This window comes from Chloroflexus sp., from assembly GCF_049970315.1.
In the GTDB taxonomy this organism is placed as follows: Bacteria; Chloroflexota; Chloroflexia; order Chloroflexales; family Chloroflexaceae; genus Chloroflexus.
In genome coordinates this window covers 68,560-85,703 of the sequence record NZ_JBMFNE010000015.1, presented here as the reverse complement: position 1 = coordinate 85,703, position 17,144 = coordinate 68,560, and the positions used below count along the sequence as shown (strand labels likewise).

The 17,144-nt window shown below is 56.8% G+C and carries 17 protein-coding genes and 2 tRNA genes; 10 read left to right on the top strand and 9 right to left on the bottom strand.

The genetic code is table 11. The annotated features are described in order from the left end of the window. Positions 1-91: 91 nt before the first annotated feature. From ACP5OT_RS11655 to ACP5OT_RS11645, 3 genes are all read left to right on the top strand, one after another. Positions 92-167, top strand: a tRNA-Ala gene (locus ACP5OT_RS11655). 5 nt (positions 168-172) lie between these two features. Beyond that, a tRNA-Ala gene (locus tag ACP5OT_RS11650) sits at positions 173-248 on the top strand. A gap of 75 nt (positions 249-323) precedes the next feature. Further along, positions 324-1,223, top strand: coding sequence for an isoaspartyl peptidase/L-asparaginase family protein (locus tag ACP5OT_RS11645; RefSeq protein WP_424676566.1), 900 nt, complete (start codon positions 324-326; stop codon positions 1,221-1,223). A gap of 114 nt (positions 1,224-1,337) precedes the next feature. On the opposite strand, the gene ACP5OT_RS11640 is transcribed toward ACP5OT_RS11645, so the two are convergent. The 4 genes from ACP5OT_RS11640 to ACP5OT_RS11625 form a co-directional block, all read right to left on the bottom strand. Next, the gene (locus tag ACP5OT_RS11640; protein ID WP_424676567.1) at positions 1,338-1,712 is read right to left on the bottom strand and encodes a YkvA family protein; all 375 of its coding nucleotides are present in this window, start codon (positions 1,710-1,712) and stop codon (positions 1,338-1,340) included. A 33-nt stretch (positions 1,713-1,745) separates the two neighbouring features. Beyond that, positions 1,746-3,443 (bottom strand): collagenase, encoded by a 1,698-nt coding sequence (locus tag ACP5OT_RS11635; protein ID WP_428112427.1) that lies wholly within the window; start codon positions 3,441-3,443, stop codon positions 1,746-1,748. 261 nt (positions 3,444-3,704) lie between these two features. After that, positions 3,705-4,553, bottom strand: a complete 849-nt coding sequence (locus ACP5OT_RS11630) for an aspartyl protease family protein (protein ID WP_424676569.1) — start codon at positions 4,551-4,553, stop codon at positions 3,705-3,707. Next, the gene (locus ACP5OT_RS11625) at positions 4,546-5,985 is read right to left on the bottom strand and encodes a cryptochrome/photolyase family protein (RefSeq protein WP_424676570.1); all 1,440 of its coding nucleotides are present in this window, start codon (positions 5,983-5,985) and stop codon (positions 4,546-4,548) included. The genes ACP5OT_RS11630 and ACP5OT_RS11625 overlap by 8 nt, the downstream gene beginning before the upstream one ends. A 286-nt stretch (positions 5,986-6,271) precedes the next feature. Between ACP5OT_RS11625 and ruvB the strand changes: the two genes are divergently transcribed. The 5 genes from ruvB to ACP5OT_RS11600 all read left to right on the top strand — a co-directional run bounded on the left by ruvB (position 6,272) and on the right by ACP5OT_RS11600 (position 10,751). After that, the gene (gene ruvB, locus ACP5OT_RS11620; protein WP_424676571.1) at positions 6,272-7,324 is read left to right on the top strand and encodes a Holliday junction branch migration DNA helicase RuvB; all 1,053 of its coding nucleotides are present in this window, start codon (positions 6,272-6,274) and stop codon (positions 7,322-7,324) included. A 3-nt stretch (positions 7,325-7,327) separates the two neighbouring features. Then, positions 7,328-8,104, top strand: coding sequence for a glycosyltransferase family 2 protein (locus ACP5OT_RS11615; protein WP_424676572.1), 777 nt, complete (start codon positions 7,328-7,330; stop codon positions 8,102-8,104). A gap of 114 nt (positions 8,105-8,218) precedes the next feature. Next, complete coding sequence (gene mmuM / locus ACP5OT_RS11610; protein WP_424676573.1) at positions 8,219-9,169, top strand: homocysteine S-methyltransferase; 951 nt, start codon at positions 8,219-8,221, stop codon at positions 9,167-9,169. Beyond that, positions 9,162-10,094, top strand: a complete 933-nt coding sequence (locus tag ACP5OT_RS11605; protein ID WP_424676574.1) for a heme-dependent oxidative N-demethylase family protein — start codon at positions 9,162-9,164, stop codon at positions 10,092-10,094. The genes mmuM and ACP5OT_RS11605 overlap by 8 nt, the downstream gene beginning before the upstream one ends. Positions 10,095-10,139: 45 nt before the next feature. Continuing rightward, positions 10,140-10,751 carry an SH3 domain-containing protein gene (locus tag ACP5OT_RS11600; protein ID WP_424676575.1) on the top strand — a complete coding sequence of 204 codons (612 nt, stop codon included), beginning with the start codon at positions 10,140-10,142 and terminating at the stop codon, positions 10,749-10,751. 11 nt (positions 10,752-10,762) lie between these two features. Here the strand turns inward: ACP5OT_RS11600 and ACP5OT_RS11595 are convergent, their stop codons facing one another. Continuing rightward, positions 10,763-11,818, bottom strand: a complete 1,056-nt coding sequence (locus tag ACP5OT_RS11595) for an HD domain-containing phosphohydrolase (protein WP_424676576.1) — start codon at positions 11,816-11,818, stop codon at positions 10,763-10,765. 303 nt (positions 11,819-12,121) lie between these two features. Here ACP5OT_RS11595 and ACP5OT_RS11590 point away from each other — a divergent pair, with 303 nt between their 5' ends. Together ACP5OT_RS11590 and ACP5OT_RS11585 are read left to right on the top strand one after the other, a co-directional pair. Beyond that, positions 12,122-13,003: a response regulator gene (locus ACP5OT_RS11590; RefSeq protein WP_424676577.1), complete on the top strand. Its 882-nt coding sequence runs from the start codon at positions 12,122-12,124 to the stop codon at positions 13,001-13,003. Further along, complete coding sequence (locus ACP5OT_RS11585) at positions 12,996-14,141, top strand: PAS domain-containing sensor histidine kinase (RefSeq protein ID WP_424676578.1); 1,146 nt, start codon at positions 12,996-12,998, stop codon at positions 14,139-14,141. Before ACP5OT_RS11590 ends, ACP5OT_RS11585 begins: the two co-directional genes overlap by 8 nt. Positions 14,142-14,238: 97 nt before the next feature. Here the strand turns inward: ACP5OT_RS11585 and ACP5OT_RS11580 are convergent, their stop codons facing one another. The 4 genes from ACP5OT_RS11580 to def all read right to left on the bottom strand — a co-directional run bounded on the left by ACP5OT_RS11580 (position 14,239) and on the right by def (position 16,949). Then, on the bottom strand, positions 14,239-15,102 hold the full coding sequence (locus ACP5OT_RS11580) for an SDR family oxidoreductase (protein ID WP_424676579.1): 864 nt from the start codon (positions 15,100-15,102) through the stop codon (positions 14,239-14,241). Between the two features lie 267 nt (positions 15,103-15,369). Beyond that, positions 15,370-15,813 (bottom strand): RpiB/LacA/LacB family sugar-phosphate isomerase, encoded by a 444-nt coding sequence (locus tag ACP5OT_RS11575; RefSeq protein WP_424676580.1) that lies wholly within the window; start codon positions 15,811-15,813, stop codon positions 15,370-15,372. A gap of 14 nt (positions 15,814-15,827) precedes the next feature. Next, the gene (locus ACP5OT_RS11570; protein ID WP_428132202.1) at positions 15,828-16,370 is read right to left on the bottom strand and encodes an HD domain-containing protein; all 543 of its coding nucleotides are present in this window, start codon (positions 16,368-16,370) and stop codon (positions 15,828-15,830) included. A 12-nt stretch (positions 16,371-16,382) separates the two neighbouring features. After that, entirely contained in the window at positions 16,383-16,949 is a 567-nt protein-coding gene (gene def, locus ACP5OT_RS11565; RefSeq protein ID WP_424676582.1) for a peptide deformylase, read from the bottom strand. Positions 16,950-17,144: the final 195 nt, after the last annotated feature.

Genomic DNA, 17,144 nt, shown 5'->3' with positions numbered 1-17,144 from the left:
GGGCGGGGGGTGAGGGCCACTCCCGCCGACGAATATTAGCGGTATAGTTTGACATCCGGCACTATTCGTGGTAGGATGTTGCGGTGTGAGCGGGGGTGTAGCTCAGTTGGTAGAGCGCGACAATCGCACTGTCGAGGTCAGGGGTTCGAATCCCCTCACCTCCACCAAGTTCGGGGCCATAGCTCAGTTGGAAGAGCGCAACACTGGCAGTGTTGAGGTCAGGGGTTCGAATCCCCTTGGCTCCACCAAAATTCAACCGTCGCCTCAAAGGCGACGGTTTTCATTTCTGACCGGTATGTTTGTAGAGAACGGAAGGTAACAGCGTGACAACAGAGTCGTTGATCGCACTAATCGTGCATGGTGGAGCATGGGCAATCCCCGATGACCAGGTGGCGGCGCATATCGCCGGGTGCGAGGCGGCGCGAGCCGCTGGCTGGCAATGTTTGCAGCGTAGTGGCAGCGCGCTCGAAGCGGTTGAGGCGGCGGTGCGAGTGATGGAAGATGATCCGATCTTCGATGCCGGCACCGGTTCGGTACTCAATAGCGCCGGTATAGTCGAACTTGACGCTGCGGTGATGGATGCGCACACCCTTCGTTATGGTGCTGTGGCCGGGGTGCGCCAGATTCGCAACCCGATCACGTTGGCCCGCCACGTGCTCAACGGTCCGGCGACGATGTTGGTTGGTCCCGGTGCGGAAGCGTTTGCCGTGTCTGTTGGAATGACGCTGTGTGCCAATGAAGAGCTGATTGTTGAGCGTGAGCGACGTTTGTGGTTAGAGTGGCAAGCCAAGGGTGCGCCTCCTCCCTCTGCGACCGATGCGCACGATACGGTGGGTGCGATTGCGCTCGATCGGGCTGGAAATCTGGTCGCCGCTAATTCGACCGGTGGTACGCCATTTAAGCTGCCGGGTCGGGTTGGTGATACGCCGCTTATTGGATGTGGACTATACGCGACGCCGGTAGGTGCTGCCGTTTGCACCGGCTGGGGTGAATCGATTACGCGGGTGGCGCTGGCCCGGCGAGTGGTTGAGTTGCTGGAAGCCGGAATTGCTCCCCAAGAGGCTGCTGAGCGTGGTATTCGCTTGCTCGGTGAGTTGGTACCTGATGGACGCGGTGGCGTTATCGTCTTGACACCGGACGGTTCGGTGGGTTTGGCGTGGAATACACCGCGTATGGCCCATGCGTATATCGATGGGCGCGGTGTTGCTCACTCAGGGGTATAAGCCATCTTGGGTGGAGCAGGTGTGGCGATTGATGTAGGCGGCGGAGTCGTGCGTTGAGTCGCTCCACCGCCTTGTGTCTCCTTAACCATTCGCATACGGTAACGGTGGTGTATGTTATGAGAACCACCACCAGAGCAGGCCAATCAGACCGATCAGCCAGATCCCGATCACTATCATAGCACCGATGCGACTGACCGGCTTCCCTTGTTCGTCTAGGGTTGCTGCTTGTTGGCGGGCTGAACGTATCACCTCGGACGGGATAAGTTTGAGTGCGAGCCAGATACCGAGTGGGGTTAGGATGAAATCGTCTAGATACCCCAGCACCGGTATGAAATCAGGAATAAGATCGATGGGACTGAAGGTATAGGCTACTACCAGGGCAAGCAGCACTTTGGTGTACCAGGGTACTCGCGGATCGCGTAGAGCAATGTACAGTGTGTAGGCTTCGCGCTTAAGCGTGTGGATGTGGCGTTTGAGGGTTGTTAGCATACGTTGACCAAGTATTGTATGATGTCGGCTGCATTATAGCCTACACCAACGCTCAATCGCACGGTGCCAATCGGATTCGGCACTGGTCCAATCTGACCAACCACCCAACGTTGGCCAGTTGGACAGGTGATACGTCTGGTTGCGCCAGGCCGAGATCAATGCCGCCGCTACTGCAGGTCGTTCGGCGAGCAAGAAATGCATCAATGCCCAAGCTGCCGGGTAGTCAAACGTCCCATACTGGTCATAGCCGGTACGTAACGCCACCAGATCGGCGAGAGCCGGCTTTAGCGGTTGCGCACAGATAGTCGCCAGATGACGCGGATGCGGCTGAAGTGGCGCGTCGGGTTTGGTTTGTGCGGCCAATACTTCAGCAAATCCTTCATCGAACCAGCCCTTCGGTTCGGCGTGGTAGCCGGGCGTGTGCCACTGGCCGGGAAAGAGATAGGCTGCTGTGACTGCATGGGCTACTTCGTGGCGGAGCGTCTCGGCGAGTGTATTCGCAGTCTGACCATCACGACGCCGGTAGCTGTAGAGAGTGTTCTGCTGCACGTCGTAAATGCCATCGACATCAACGGTGAAGGAGGTAAAGGCGCGCATGTAGTCACGATATGCAGCTTGACCGGGGAAGATTAGCACCTGTAATGGGAGATGTTCTTCGCCGGGGATTGGCATTTCTCCCACCGAACCCAGTAAGCGACGAGCCTGTGCATATGTTGTAGCCACGATCGCTAACAGTTCATCGCCATCGCTCGCCTCGGCAGGACCGGTGCGCAGCACGACTGTTGCACTTTCGCGTTGCAACGGTAGGGCAAGGTGTTCGTATGCTATGCGCAAGGCATTGAGCCGTGGCGCCGTCGCAGTTTCGCCGGCCAATCGGTCGGCAGCGCGTGCTAATGCAGCCCGTGCCGTCAGCGTCGTTGGCGTACTCTCAAGGAAGGTTAACAGGGCGGCTCCACGTGGATCGCCGCTATCGGTAGCTACGTGCAACGGCGGCTCGTGGGCCAGCGCTTCCTCCACAAGCTGTAACCAATCTGTCCGTGCTGTCAATTGGTCGTCGCGCAAGAAACTAATCGCTTCAGCGGCAGCGGTGCGTACACCGGGATCGGCGCTGCGCAGTGCCGCCACGATGAAACGCTGCGAATCATCGCGCAATGGTCCGTATTCAGCAGCGATGAGTCGAGCACGAGCACGGGCGGCGCGGTAACGCAACGCCGGCGCATACTCGCCACCGAGGGCAATCAGTTCGAGTGCCGGCGCTGCTGCCCAGCTTGGATAGTAGTGGCTGTCGAGCAGCCAGACCGCATCTTGCAACAGAAAATTGTCGCGTTCGCGTTCAAGGAGGGTGAGCGCCGTCATCTGCACCATCGGCTGCTGCTGCACCATCAACTCACGAGCACGTGTAACCGGCCAACTTTCGGCCAAGCGGCCCAAAATGCGTAGTGCATTGCGGCGGGTACGGGTGTCGAAGGTCGGCTCAACAGCAATCGCGAGTAACTCCTGCACGTATACCGGCTCGATGCGGGGGCGAAGTGCTACCGCGATCTGCTCGGTGCAATCATAGCCAGCCTGTGGCAACAACGCGAACAGTGCGTCGACATTGGCCACAGTGGGCTGTGGGCACGCCGGCAGGCGGATTGGTGGTGGATAAGCCGGGGCAACCGCCAGTGGTAACCGCGAACCGGACGGAATGAGCAGGATCAGAACAACGAACCCGACGATCAGGTACCGCATGCGCGTCGTCCACGTTGTCTCTGCGTTTACCGTAGTACAAACCGTCATGAAAATCGGCTTGATATAGCATAACGTACATGTACAATCCTGCAACGAGTTATTCTCGTCTCTCGTCTTCCTTTGTGGAATTGGTTATTGGAGGGTAAGGGCGTGAGCGTGCAAAGGCGCAACGGGGCTTGAAGAGCCACTAACGTACAAAGCACCATATCACACCTTCACACCTCCTGCAACTCTCAGCGACGCTTAGCACCTTTGCGTTACCTACTCTTCCACAACACACACCGCACGCCGATAATCGAGGGTAACCCGCCGAAAGCGACTAAGTAACCGATTACCGGCATTCGCACGCCCCGGGCGGCCAAGGTCACCGTAGTGAGTAGCCGGAACATCAACCGCAACGCCATCAAGATGAAACGGTCCAATCTGCAGATCGACGGCCATACCAAGCACCACGGGCGTTGTCGTAGTGAAACCATGACCGGTGGTAGCAGGTGTAGTTTGCACATCAAGTCCAAGAGTCGCTGCGAGATCTGGGCTGAGGGTAAGGGCACTGTTTGATCCGGTATCGAGGGTAAGGAGTAGCTCGGCGGTATGCGGTGCAGTGACGCGGGCATGTATCGCCGGGAAGTGCTCGAAGAAAAGGAGAGGGAGGGACACTCCGCGCGGTCCGGGTGGTGAAGGAGGAAGGTCGGAGTGGCATAAGCGCAGCGTTTGTCGCCTGTAATCAATGGTCAGGTTGAGTTGATGCAAAACATTGTATCCGAGCACAACATCTACCGGGAATGGCGCGTGGCTAAGGTCAACGGCCATCAGGTAAAGATGCCGCAGGGTCAATGCGCCGATCCGCAACCACGGCAACACCGTCTCGGTAAAGGGAACGGCATCGGATGCCGCATCAGAACCGAGAGCAAAATCGCCGATACGTAAGTCAAGGCGGCGCGCCAACGTCAGATCGATAGCCGAAGGATCGGTGCCGGTATCAATCAAGACATGCAACGGTCGTCCGCCGGGACCGGCAGCATGGCAGCGTACCACTTGCGGTTGCCAAAGCAGTGGTACTTCGGTCATTCCGTTAGCCGGAAAATGCAGCTCTGTTCGATCATCAAGCATACTGTTCCGCCGCAGCGTCATTGGTGCGCGTCGCTGATCGATACAGTTCGAGCGCACGCAAGCGTTGAGTAGCGTGATCGACTACCGGCGCCGGATAGTCACGCCCAATCTGAACGCCAGCCCGGACCTGTTCGGCCGGTGGCATCTTGTGAGGTTCGTGAATGTAGCGCGTTGGCACACCGGCAAGTTCCGGCACATAACGCCGCACGTATGCACCATCAGGATCAAATTTTTGCCCTTGGCTGACCGGGTTAAAGATACGGAAGTAGGGTTGAGCATCGGTACCGGTGCCGGCAGCCCACTGCCAACCACCGTTATTTGCCGCCGGGTCGCCGTCGATCAGCAGGTGCATAAAGTGGCGTTCACCCCATCGCCAGTCGATAAGCAAGTCTTTGGTGAGGAACGAGGCAACGATCATGCGCGCTCGATTGTGCATCCACCCTTCTTGTCGCAGTTGACGCATCGCTGCATCAACAATCGGATAACCGGTTCGACCCTGCTGCCACGCAGCAAACAGGGTAGGATCGTTGGGCCACACAATCCGGTCATAGACCGGCTTAAAGCTACCGCGTAGGGCATGAGGAAAATGGTAAAGCACCTGTATATAGAACTCACGCCAGATCAACTCGCCGATCCAACTCTCTGGCCCCGGACCGGATGGTGCGGCACGTGCTGCAACTACACACTGACGCGGTGAGAGCATCCCAAACCGAAGATAGGGTGAGAGGCGAGACGTACCGGCGATAGCCATAAGGTCACGTGCGGTGGCGTAGTTTGCAATAGCGTTATGGATGAAGTGTTCGAGTGCGGTCCGTGCTGCTATTTCGCCGGCAGCAAAGCGGGGCACACTCGTCGGCGCGGTAGGCAAGAGATCGTTCAGAGCGGGAAGGGGATCACTCGCCGGCAACGGGATAGCCGTTAGCTCAGGAACACCTTGCACCCGCACCGGTTCGCTCTCGAGGCGTGCGCGCCAGCGTTTGGCGTAAGGCGTATAGACCGTATACGGCTGACCGGCGGCAGTCACCACCTCGTTCATCTCAAAGATAACCGTGTCTTTATAACTCTCGGCGCGGTAGCCGGCAGCACGCAGTTCACGCTTAATTGTACTATCACGTTGGACAGCGTATGGTGTATAGTCACGGTTCCACGTCACCCCGTGGGCACCGCTCTCTCGCAACAGCGCCATCAGCGTAGCGAGAGGCTCGCCGCGTCGCAACACCAAATGCAGTCCCAACGAACGCAACTCGCCATCAAGCGCAGTCAAACTATCGAGCAAAAATTGAGTACGTACCGGGCTAGCAAAGCGCCCGCCCAGAATAGTATCATCGAAGATAAAGACTGGAATCACCGCCCCTCCGCTCGCATCGGCAGCGGCCAGCAGCGCCGTATTATCGTGTAGGCGCAAATCGCGCCGGAACCAGTGAATGAGCATAGCCGGTGTGAGTTGACAAAGTTAAGACATCTGCTTGGTGCAAACGCAAACTATTTTCATTATACGAGAATTCTTGAAGGTTGAGCTGCCGTGTCCCCTGCCCCATCCGTCGCATCCGTCCCCTAATCCCCATCCGTGCGCATCCGTTGCATCCGTCACATCTGTGAAAATCCGTGTCCCCTCCCATCCGTACCCCCCATCCGTCCACTTTACGAACACGCCTTATTCAATGGTATAATCAGCCCAGATGCGTACACCTGTGCGAAACGATGGTGAAAGGAAAGGCATGAGCGCCGAGCGGCTAGTGAATCCTCATTCTGATAGCGACGACCAACAGATAGAGAAGAGCCTGCGTCCACGCACGCTCAGCGAATTCATCGGCCAAGAAAAGGTTGTCGAGCAGTTACGGATTGCGATTGCTGCTGCTCGGGGTCGCAACGAGGCACTCGATCACACCCTCTTTTACGGTCCACCGGGTTTAGGCAAGACATCGTTAGCCAACGTGGTGGCAAATGAGATGGGGGCCAAAATCAAGATTACCAGTGGACCGGCGATTGAGCGAGCCGGTGATTTAGCCGCGATCTTAACCAATTTGCAGCCGAACGATGTCTTGTTTATCGATGAAGTGCATCGCCTTAACCGAGCCGTAGAAGAGGTACTCTACCCGGCAATGGAAGATTTCGCGCTCGATCTGGTAGTTGGTAAAGGTCCTGGTGCGCGAAGTTTGCGGCTCAACTTACCCCGTTTCACCGTGATCGGCGCTACCACCCGGTTGGCACTGCTCACCTCGCCACTCCGTGATCGCTTCGTTGCAGTACATCGGTTGGTATTTTATTCGGATGCAGCCATGAGCGAGATCGTCAGTCGTTCGGCGCGTATTTTGGGGGTACCGATTAGCCCAGAAGGGGCCCGTGAAATTGGCCGACGTGCGCGTGGTACACCGCGGATCGCCAACCGGATACTGCGCCGGGTACGTGATTATGCGCAAGTGGTTGCCAATGGTGAAATTACATTGACGGTGGCTCGTGAGGCATTGGCTAAATTAGAGATTGACGAGTTGGGCCTCGATGAAAATGATCGTCGCCTACTGCGTGCAATTATTGAGTTGTTCAATGGAGGACCGGTTGGGCTGAACACGCTGGCCGCAGCGTTGGCCGAAGAAGTAGACGCGATTGAAGATGTGTATGAGCCGTTCTTGTTGCAGCTTGGCTTCTTGCAGCGCACACCACGCGGGCGTGTGGCAACTCGTCGTGCCTATGAGCATCTGGGATTGCCCTTCCCCGAACGTTCGCTGCCACTTGAAGATGAGAGTGGGCCACAACAGGGTACGTTGTTTTAGTCTATGATGCGCCTATCAATTGCGATCATCGCCCGCGATGAAGCGGCGTATATCGCTGGCTGTCTGCGCAGTATCGCCGGTCTCAGTGACGACGTGGTTGTCATTGTCGATGCACAGACCCGCGATGAGACGGCGGCAATTGCCGCTACGCACGGCGCACAGGTGTGGATCGAACCGTGGCGTGGGTTCAGTGCGCAACGAAATTTAGCGTTGCAACGCTGTCGCGGTGAATGGGTCCTCTTCATCGATGCCGATGAGCGATTAACGCCGCAGTTGTTCGTCGAGCTGGCGACCCTGGTGTATCGCAATCCGCCTGACACCATCGCTGGCTACCGTATTCCACGGTACAACCTCTTTTTCGGTCGGCGCTTACGGGGAGGTGGTTGGTACCCCGATTATCAACTGCGCCTGCTTCGACGCGATGCAACCCGATATGATGAGCGGGTACGCGTTCACGAAGTAGCAACGCTGACCGGTGCGGTTGCGGAGTTGCACGGTCATCTGCTCCATCTCAATATCGAGCGGTTCGATGAGTTGTGGCAGAAACAAGCACGCTATGCGTGGGCCGAGGCTACCATGCTCTACTGTAACGGACGACGAATGCGGCTGCGGAATCTGATCGGTGCACCAGTCCGTGAGTTTATCCGCCGCTATCTACAACTCGGTGGCTGGCGTGATGGTTGGTTGGGATTGTTCCTCTGCGCAACCCTGGCGTGGTATGAAGTCGTGAAGTTCTGTATGCTGCGCGGGTTGCAGGAACACCAAGGCGCTAAGACGTAATGTGTCGATGATAAAGTAAAAAAACAGCAAATTCGTAACACATTTCTGATCGCCAAACGTTATCAAAATATCTTTGCGCCTTCGCGTGTTTATATCCAAACAAAGGATACGGTTATGAATCCGATTGCTGATGCGTTAGCGCAGCGCCCGCTGCTGATCCTCGACGGCGCGCTAGCGACCGAACTCGAACGGCGCGGTTGTGATCTGGCCGATCCGCTCTGGTCGGCGAAAGTGTTGATCGAGAACCCGACCCTGATCCAAGCCGTGCATGCCGATTATTTCGCTGCCGGGGCTGACGTTGCGATCACGGCTAGTTATCAAGCGACCATCCCCGGCTTTATGGCGCGTGGGTTGGATGAAGCAGAAGCCATCGCCCTCTTGCAGCAATCAGTTGCCCTAGCATGCGCTGCGCGCGATGCCTTCTGGGCTGATCCGGCCAACCGCGTAGGACGCATCCGCCCGCTTGTAGCGGCGTCGATTGGTCCCTACGGCGCGTATCTGCACGATGGCTCGGAATACCATGGTAACTACGGCCTATCGGTTGATGAACTGATCGCCTTTCACCGGCCGCGGATGGCTGCCCTGGCTGCAGCCCAACCCGATCTGTTTGCCTGCGAGACGATTCCATGCCTCGATGAGGCACGGGCATTAGTCGCATTGTTACCGGAGTTTGCTCCGTTCACGGCGTGGATTAGTTTGAGTGCCCGCGATGGTGTGCATACCGCACAGGGTGAGCCGGTAGCCGAGGTTGCCGCCGAAATTGCTGCTCACCCACAAGTCGCCGCGATTGGTATTAACTGCACAGCGCCGCGTTTTATCCCCGATCTGATACGGGCAATCCGGTCGGTGACGACCAAGCCGATCGTAGTCTACCCCAACTCCGGCGAGGTCTACGATCCGGTTGGACAATGCTGGATCGGCACGACCGAGATCGACGATTTTGCCGCCCAAGCGCGGCAATGGTACGCAGCCGGGGCACGGCTGATCGGTGGTTGTTGTCGGACGACTCCCGATCATATTCGAGCTGTTGCAGCCTGGGCTGCTCGCGAGGTACAGCATGGTTGAAGCATGGCCGTTCGATCCGTTTGTTATCCCGACACCGAACGTCTTGCGGGTGAGTGCCTACCCACTGCATGGTGCACCGGTATTCCACGTCGATCTCGCCCACTATCACGATGAAGTCTCGCTCAAGCTGGCATTGCTCAAAACGCACCTCTCGTATTACGTGCAAGCGTATCCCGACAGCCTATCGGCACAGTGGGAATTGTTGGAATGGGGCGTGGGTGAGCTGGCCCGTAGCTATCCGCAGTGGTTTGTCATGCGGCGGAGCGGTAATGAAATCTATTGGGAAAATCGCTTGCTCGGTCAGACGGCGACGATCAAGCTAAACGGTGATCTCGAACTATGGCCGATAGATTGGCTTGGTCGACAGGTGCAAGAGGATCTCTTGCTTATGGCAGTCGATGAGTTGTCCGGTCATCCCCTGATTGCCGGTCAGCTCTGTTTTCCCAATCGCTGGTGCATCGGCGATAAAATGGGATTACCGCTGGCAGCCATTCATGGACCGGTACCCGGTTTTCGTGAACAGATCGCCTATTCGACGAATCAGCTTGTTGCCCGCTTGCTGCCACAGCGGCCGGTTTGGCGGCGTAATTGGTCACTCGTTGTCTTGCCCGACCTTGACCTCTCGCCCCGGTTGGGGTCGCTCGACGAACAGAAAGCAGCGATTACTGCCGAAAATGCCGGTGAGCGCGTCTTCTACCGCGTCGAACGACAAACGCTCGTGCGTCTCAACCGCCATCCGTCGGTCTTATTCACGGTGCATACGTATGTTGCCCCCTTAGCCCGGTTAGCCGCGAATCCCCGCTGGGCTGCGGCCCTAGCCGCGCTCTTGCAACAAGTTGAGCCGGACATGCTCGCCTACAAGGGGATTACGTCTTACCTCCAGCCGTTACTCGCCTATTTGCACCAGAGCGCTGAACGTGGCTGAAGTATGCTATCATACGCCGTAGCGACGAGAGCGGAGGCATAACACATGGCAGACGAACAAGGACAACGACCAACCGGGAGCGTTCAGCGTGACCAGTCTCGTCAGGGAGGATCCTCACGCACCGAACGGTTGCAGGCGACATCAACCACTTCCAAGTGGCGACCGTCCCAACAAAGTGGTACTACAACTATCAATTCTGCCAATATTTGGCAGACACTGCCACGTTGGTTGCAGCAGCGCGGTTGGATCTATCTGTTGATATTGGTGGTCTTGTTGGCGCTGTTCTTCGTGATCGTGTTATGGCTGCTCCGTGGTGACCAGCGAAACGCACCGTTAGGCACGCAGCTCCCAACAGCTATCACCCTCCCAACCGCAGACGCGGGTAGTTTGCCCGGTAACGAAGCAAATACAACCGCGCAACCTGCCCCTACGCCGGCACCACGCTTTTTTGTGGTTGTCAACACCGGTAATCAGGGACTATTCTTGCGACCGCAACCCAATCGGAACGATCCGCCGATTACAACCTTACCCGAAGGTACGCGCCTCGAACAGATCGGAGAAGATGTTCCCGGCAGTGATTATGTTTGGCGACCGGTGCGCACTCCTGATGGATTAGAAGGTTATGTTGCGGTCGATTTTCTGGCTCCAGAACCGTAACCGGCGCCTCATCACGTTCCTCGTTCTTTAGCCGCGGCCAGATCGGGCGCGGCGATGGATAAAAAGAGATCAACGAGATGAGGATCAAAGTGCTTACCGGCTTGATCGCGAATGTACTGGTAGGCCTGTTCACGTGACCAAGCTTTGCGATAGGGTCGGTCATTGGTTAGCGCATCCCAAACATCTACCAGTGCGAAGATACGGGCGGCGAGGGGTATTTCTTCGCCGCGTAATCCACGCGGGTAGCCGGTACCGTCCCACTTCTCATGATGGCAATATGGAATATCGAGGGCCGGGCGTAAAAAGGCAATCGGTGAAAGTAGCTCGTAGGCGTAGGTGGTATGACGACGCATGATCTCCCACTCTTCGGCGGTGAGCGGGCCGGGTTTGTGCAAGATTGAATCGGGAACACCAATCTTGCCAATATCATGCAACATTGCACCGCGCCACATGTTGATCTGTTCTTCGGGGGGAATGTTGAGCGCCTTGGCTACCGCGATGGTAAGTTGCGCAACACGCTGTGAATGCCCTTCCGTCTCTTTATCACGAAGATCGAGCGCACGTGACCACCCGATCAGGGTCTGGTCATACGCTTCGGCCAGTGCTTGCGCTGCCTGCTTGGCCTGCTCGGTAAGTTGGCGTTCTTGGGCAGCAGCACGCTCCCGCTCTTCGATGAGACGCCGATAGCGGTTGATCCGTTGCATTGTGCGCACACGTAAGCGCAACTCACTGAGTTCCACCGGCTTTGCAAGGAATTCGTCCGCACCGGCGTTCATCCCCTCCAACCGCGATTTGCGATCATCGAGCGCAGTAATCATAATAATCGGCACCTCGGCGGTCTGCGGATCGTCGCGTAGCATGCGGCAGACGGTAAACCCATCGAGGTCCGGCATCATGACATCAAGGAGAATAAGATCGGGGAGTTCTTCATGAGCAGCGGCAATACCGAGCTGACCAGAAGCGGCGGTGCGGACCGCACACCGTTCGCGTTTGAGTAAATCGCTAAGAATGTCCCGAATGTTGGGGTCGTCATCAATGACGAGCACGTTATAGGTTGGATTCTGCATATCTATCGTGCTTTCTGGTTCATGCCCCTGGGTTATGGGTGGCTCAATTTTATCACGATACACTGTCTGTGTGCAGGGATTGGCTTGACCAATCCTTTAGCCGGCGCTATGATTTCAGTTGCCTTTATTGGTTGATGCGTTCAGTAACGGTTTTGTTGACGACAACGTATGGTTCATGAGAACGTCTACGATGATTAGAATTGATGAAATTTTTGGTTTATTACTAGTCGTCGTTGGGTAATGTACCGGGATATATTCATTCCTCACCAATACCTGCTTATCCTGCCGGCGAGGAGTTGCGCCATGACCGAAGCCAGTGATGAACAACGTCCCACCGTCTTAATAGTGGATGATGATCCGAACGTTACCAGTTCACTGGCCCGTTCATTACGCGATCGGTTTACCATCTTTACCGCAACTGATGCTGAGACGGCGTTGCACATTCTTCAGCAACAGCCGGTAGCGGTCATTTTAACCGATCAGCGGATGCCGACAATGAGTGGGGTCGAGTTGCTGGCGCGCGCACGTGAGTTGCAACCCGAGGCGCGTGGCTTCATTATTTCGGGCTATACCGATCCGGCTGCCCTGATTGAGGCGATCAATCTTGGGTCGGTGCAGGGCTTTATGTCCAAGCCGTGGGATATTGCTGCGCTTCGCCGTAAACTCGAACAGTTGGTGCAAGAGTATCAGATTGCTGTGCATGAACGACGGGTAGCTCGTGAAGCGCAAGCCCAGATTGCGATGCTGCGTCAGTTGCTCGATCAGGCGCAGGCCGATGATGTGATGCGACTCGAGTTGGTGCAATGGGAAAATGAGGTTGAGTCATCGGCCACGAGTGTGCCGGCGATGGGTAGTCCGCTGGCCCAAACATCTCCGGCGCTGTTTAACGATTTAGTCGCCAATTACAGTAGTCTACTCGACTTGGCAACCGAACAGCGTGGCTTACAGGATCAGCGCTCAATGCCCGACCGGTTGCGCGTTTTTAGCGAGCGGCTTGGTTTACTGTGGGCCGGGCCGCGTGATGTGATCGAGATTCATACCCAAGCACTTCGTCGCCTGTGTCGTGGTCAGACACCGCAGCGGATTGCGGTGTATATGGAAGAGGGTCGGTTGGTGTTGCTTGAGTTAATGGGCCATCTCGTCAATTTCTACCGCATTCGACTGGCTGCACAGAGCCATGAATGAGTTGTTTGCCGCCTTTGCACACGCGCCACACGTCGTATTTTGGCTTAGTGTTGAGGGGCGTGTCGTCGATTGCAATGCGGCGGCGGCGACACGGTTTGGGTTGACACCTGCCGATCTGCGTGGGCGGTTGTTTGCAACCCTGCTCGATCCGTTTAGTATTGCTAAGGCGCAGACGATGATCGAGCAGACGCTGCGGGAAGGTGGAGTACAGCATTGGGAGCTTGATCATCTGCGGGTTGGGGAACCGCCGTTTTTGCTCGGCTACACGACGTGGCTGTTACGCGATGAGGCTGGCGCCGTTTGTGGTGTGATCGCGTTGGGTCTCGATCTCGGTTCGGCAATGACTCTCACAGCGCAACTCGCAGCGGCGAATCAGCAATTAGAAGCAACGTTAAAGCAACTGGAACGCGCCCATGCCGAACTCAAAGCGGCGCAGACCCAACTGGTGCAGTCTGAGAAGATGCGGTCGCTTGGTCAATTGGTGGCCGGTGTCGCGCACGAGATTAATACGCCGTTAGGGTATGTGGCGAATAATCTGGCGTTTCTGGCCGAGCGGTTGCCGGCGTTGCGCGCTGCTCCTACCGACGAGCTGGGTTGGCACGATGTGAGCGATGCGATTCGTGAGAGCCAAACCGGTATCGAACGGATTGCCGCAATTGTACGCGCTTTGCGGGTGTTTGCTCGTCCCGATGAAGATAGTTTGGTACCGGCTGACGTGAATGAGGGCTTGGCAAGTACCGTACGTATGGTGCGTGCGGTAAGCGGCCCGCGTGTTACGATTCACGAGGAGTATGGTCAGGTGCCCCGCGTGTTCTGCCATCCCGGTGAGTTGAATCAGGTGTTTCTCAATCTTTTGCTGAACGCAGTGCATGCGTGTCGTGGTGCCGGTACTGTGCTCGCGCAAACGATGAGTGATGGAACCTCAATTACGGTGACGATTCGCGATACCGGGATCGGGATGGATGCGGCGACGCTGGCCCGGCTAGGAGAGCCGTTTTTTACCACATGGCCCGATGGTGGGGGGACTGGTTTGGGATTGGCGATTTCACGCGAGATTGTTGCGCGCCACGGCGGTCAACTTCGTTTTCAGAGTGAACCGGGCCGTGGCACGACGGTTGAAGTGATTTTGCCGGTGTGATAACGCAAAGGAGTGATACTGTCACGTAGGGGTATACAGCAGTACGACCCACCCACTCTTAACCCTTCACGCTCTTCGCGCGCCTCGCGACTTTGCGTTAACTAATCGCAACTTTCTCGTGCACTAACTGCTCGCTGAACTCCCACAACTGCCGCGCCAAAGCTGCATCGCGGGCTTTGGCCGACGGTTGCGCCGGCTTTTTCCGTACAAAGTACAGCCCACTCATCCCTTCCACTTCCGGCGACGAAGCAAGGTAGATCGACGTCGCGGCGCCTTGTTCGGGTGTGAGCATAAATGGCCGGGCGAGCCGGAAGAAGAACGCAAACAACCCACGGGCATCGGCAGCGAAGTTGGTGGCTACGGCGCCCGGATGCAAGCTGTTGGCAGTGACGCCGGTGCCTTGCAAGCGCCGAGCCAATTCGTTGGTAAAGAGAATGTTGCACAGCTTTGAGTCACCATACGCCTGCGCGATATTGCCACGTTGCGGTGAGGCAATCTGCGGAATCTTGACGTTGCCGGTGACGTGGGCATACGATGACACGTTGACAATGCGGGCCGGTGCGCTGGCAATGATCCGTTCGAGCAACAGGTTGGTGAGTAAAAATGGGGCAAGATGGTTGACGGCGAAGGTAAGTTCGTAGCCGTCGGCGCTGGCCAACGGTTCGGAGACGAAGAGACCAGCGTTGTTGATCAGCACATCGATGCGTGGGCAGCGTTCAAGTAGTTCGGTAGCGGCGCGGCGTACCGAAGCCAGCGATGCGAAATCAGCTAGTACTAGTTCGGGTTGTGGTGCGTTGGACGCTTCTTGCATGATCCACTGACGTGCCGCTTCACCCTTGCTTTGCGAACGGCACACCATCATCACGCGCGCCCCCATCTTCGCCAGCTCGCGTGCCGTGACGTAGCCGATCCCTGAATTGGCGCCGGTCACGATGACGGTTTTGCCTTGCATATCTTGCATATACTGTTCTCCCTAAAGGTGTATCACCATTCATGGTGCAGGCGCACAGGAATGCCCTCGCGCCTGAGCCAACGTCGTTCCCTTGAACATACATGCCCCGGCGCTGTAACCGGGGCATGGCTTGGTAAAGAGCTGACTTTTGTACTATACCATGGGTCTAGATGTTACGCGCGGGGTATATTTCGCCTTTCCGATTGTCATTACGAGCCGCGCCGCGCGCGGCGAAGCAATCCCCCGCGAGAGCGGGAGCGGTGCGCTCTGAGGCTCCTATGCCCTAATAACCCGGTCAAATGCGCGCAGCCGGTCGATCGTCGCCTGCTCTTCCGGTGGGCATTCGGTGGCGAACCACGCATCGAGGATTTCGCGGGCCAGTTCGGGTGTGGTTAGGCGTAGGCTCAGCGCCAACACGTTAGCGTCGTTCCACTTTCGGGCGCCAGCAGCCGTCTGCGCGTCGTGGCACAGCGCTGCCCGAATACCGGGCACTTTGTTGGCGGCAATGCTGACCCCGGTGCCGGTGTAACAACAGACAATGCCCTGATCGGCTTGACCGGATGCTACCGCCTCACCCACGGCCCGTCCCACATCGGGCCACGGGTCGTTGTTACCGGTGAGCGGGCCAAATAAAATCAACTCGTGCCCACGTCGTTCGAGATCGGCGATCAAGGCATCGGTGAGATAGTTCTTTTCGTCACTGCCAACGGCAATTCGCATAGTTCCTCCTTGCCTCATCGGCCGTTAATCATCCCGTACCGGTCGATCTTCGTTTGCAGGCGGGCTGCTAGGTATGGGCTGGCCGAGCCAAGGGTAGCCAGAATCAATTCACTTTCGGATCGGTACGCTGCAATCCGTTCCGCCGACCAATGGGCGGGTGGTAGAGTCGAGAGATTGCTGATCCGGTCGGCCAATTTGACCAGCCATACCTCACGGGGTTGAGCCTGAATGCGGCGTAGGCTATCGGCCATTCGTTCTGTCGGTAGTAACGCCGAGTTTTTAGTCAAGGCGAGCACTCCGGCCGTAATCGCCGGGCCAAACTGTGCTGTTAGCACCGCTTCACCGATAGTCGTATCTTCAAGCACGTCGTGCAGTAGTGCGCAGCACAGCGCCAGTGTTCGATCAGCGTGTGGTTCAACGGTCAGTGCGGCTGCTACTTCTAACGCAACATCGCTGATGTGAACGATATAGGGTAGATCGGTGCCGGGACGAAGCTGACCGTTGTGCGCTTGCGCTGCGACGTAAAGCGCTGTCTGCACGAGATCAGAGGTATCCATAACAGTGATCGATCAGGCCTTAGCTTCGATCGGTTGCGGTTCACGCTCTTTGGTAATGTCGCGCAGCGTGCTGAGGTCGCGGATGCGTTCGGTGAAGAGGATACCGTTCAAGTGATCGACCTCGTGCTGTATCGCCCAGCCCAAAAGACCATCGGCCCGGCGGAGACGGTGATGCTTGCCGCTGAGGTCTTGAAACTCGACCGTCACCCACGTTTGCCGCGGGACCATGCCGTACCAGCCGGGTAGGCTGAGACAACCTTCATCGCGCATAATCTCTTCGCCGCTCGTTTTGACGATGCGTGGGTTGATCAGTACATGCGGCTCGGCCGGAGCCACCTCGACGAGACTGCCGTCAGGCTGCTCTTCGTATTCGGGCGGAATTTCGATGATGCAGAGCTGGATTGGAATACCGATTTGCGGTGCTGCTAACCCCACGCCGTTAGCGGCGTGCATGGTCTCGAACATATCGGCGACCAACTGCTTGAGATTGCGATCCGGTAGTTTGACCGGACGGCATTGCATTTTGAGGATTTTGCGATCCTCGGCGTCGTCAATGCGGAGAATGCGTCGAATAGCCATATACGTGTTTTACCTTGCCTGCAAGCGTAATACCAAGTCCGGGCGATATTTTCAATGAATGGTGCAACCGGCTTAGTATGATGCGATTACTTTTTTTATTCTACGACAGCCCAGATGGTTGGGCAAGGGGCCGTGGACGCTATAACGCAAAGGCGCAAAGATCGCAAAGGCGCAAAGACCGCAAAGGTGCGGAGG

Bases quoted from the DNA above. Each gene is read 5' to 3' on its own strand.
- def (WP_424676582.1), bottom strand. From the start codon at position 16,949: ATGGCTATTCGACGCATTCTCCGCATTGACGACGCCGAGGATCGCAAA.
- ACP5OT_RS11625 (WP_424676570.1), bottom strand. From the start codon at position 5,985: ATGCTCATTCACTGGTTCCGGCGCGATTTGCGCCTACACGATAATACG.
- ACP5OT_RS11615 (WP_424676572.1), top strand. From the start codon at position 7,328: ATGATGCGCCTATCAATTGCGATCATCGCCCGCGATGAAGCGGCGTAT.
- ruvB (WP_424676571.1), top strand. From the start codon at position 6,272: ATGAGCGCCGAGCGGCTAGTGAATCCTCATTCTGATAGCGACGACCAA.
- ACP5OT_RS11605 (WP_424676574.1), top strand. From the start codon at position 9,162: ATGGTTGAAGCATGGCCGTTCGATCCGTTTGTTATCCCGACACCGAAC.
- mmuM (WP_424676573.1), top strand. From the start codon at position 8,219: ATGAATCCGATTGCTGATGCGTTAGCGCAGCGCCCGCTGCTGATCCTC.
- ACP5OT_RS11585 (WP_424676578.1), top strand. From the start codon at position 12,996: ATGAATGAGTTGTTTGCCGCCTTTGCACACGCGCCACACGTCGTATTT.
- ACP5OT_RS11600 (WP_424676575.1), top strand. From the start codon at position 10,140: ATGGCAGACGAACAAGGACAACGACCAACCGGGAGCGTTCAGCGTGAC.
- ACP5OT_RS11595 (WP_424676576.1), bottom strand. From the start codon at position 11,818: ATGCAGAATCCAACCTATAACGTGCTCGTCATTGATGACGACCCCAAC.
- ACP5OT_RS11580 (WP_424676579.1), bottom strand. From the start codon at position 15,102: ATGCAAGATATGCAAGGCAAAACCGTCATCGTGACCGGCGCCAATTCA.
- ACP5OT_RS11575 (WP_424676580.1), bottom strand. From the start codon at position 15,813: ATGCGAATTGCCGTTGGCAGTGACGAAAAGAACTATCTCACCGATGCC.
- ACP5OT_RS11590 (WP_424676577.1), top strand. From the start codon at position 12,122: ATGACCGAAGCCAGTGATGAACAACGTCCCACCGTCTTAATAGTGGAT.
- ACP5OT_RS11635 (WP_428112427.1), bottom strand. From the start codon at position 3,443: ATGCGGTACCTGATCGTCGGGTTCGTTGTTCTGATCCTGCTCATTCCG.
- ACP5OT_RS11640 (WP_424676567.1), bottom strand. From the start codon at position 1,712: ATGCTAACAACCCTCAAACGCCACATCCACACGCTTAAGCGCGAAGCC.
- ACP5OT_RS11630 (WP_424676569.1), bottom strand. From the start codon at position 4,553: ATGCTTGATGATCGAACAGAGCTGCATTTTCCGGCTAACGGAATGACC.
- ACP5OT_RS11570 (WP_428132202.1), bottom strand. From the start codon at position 16,370: ATGGATACCTCTGATCTCGTGCAGACAGCGCTTTACGTCGCAGCGCAA.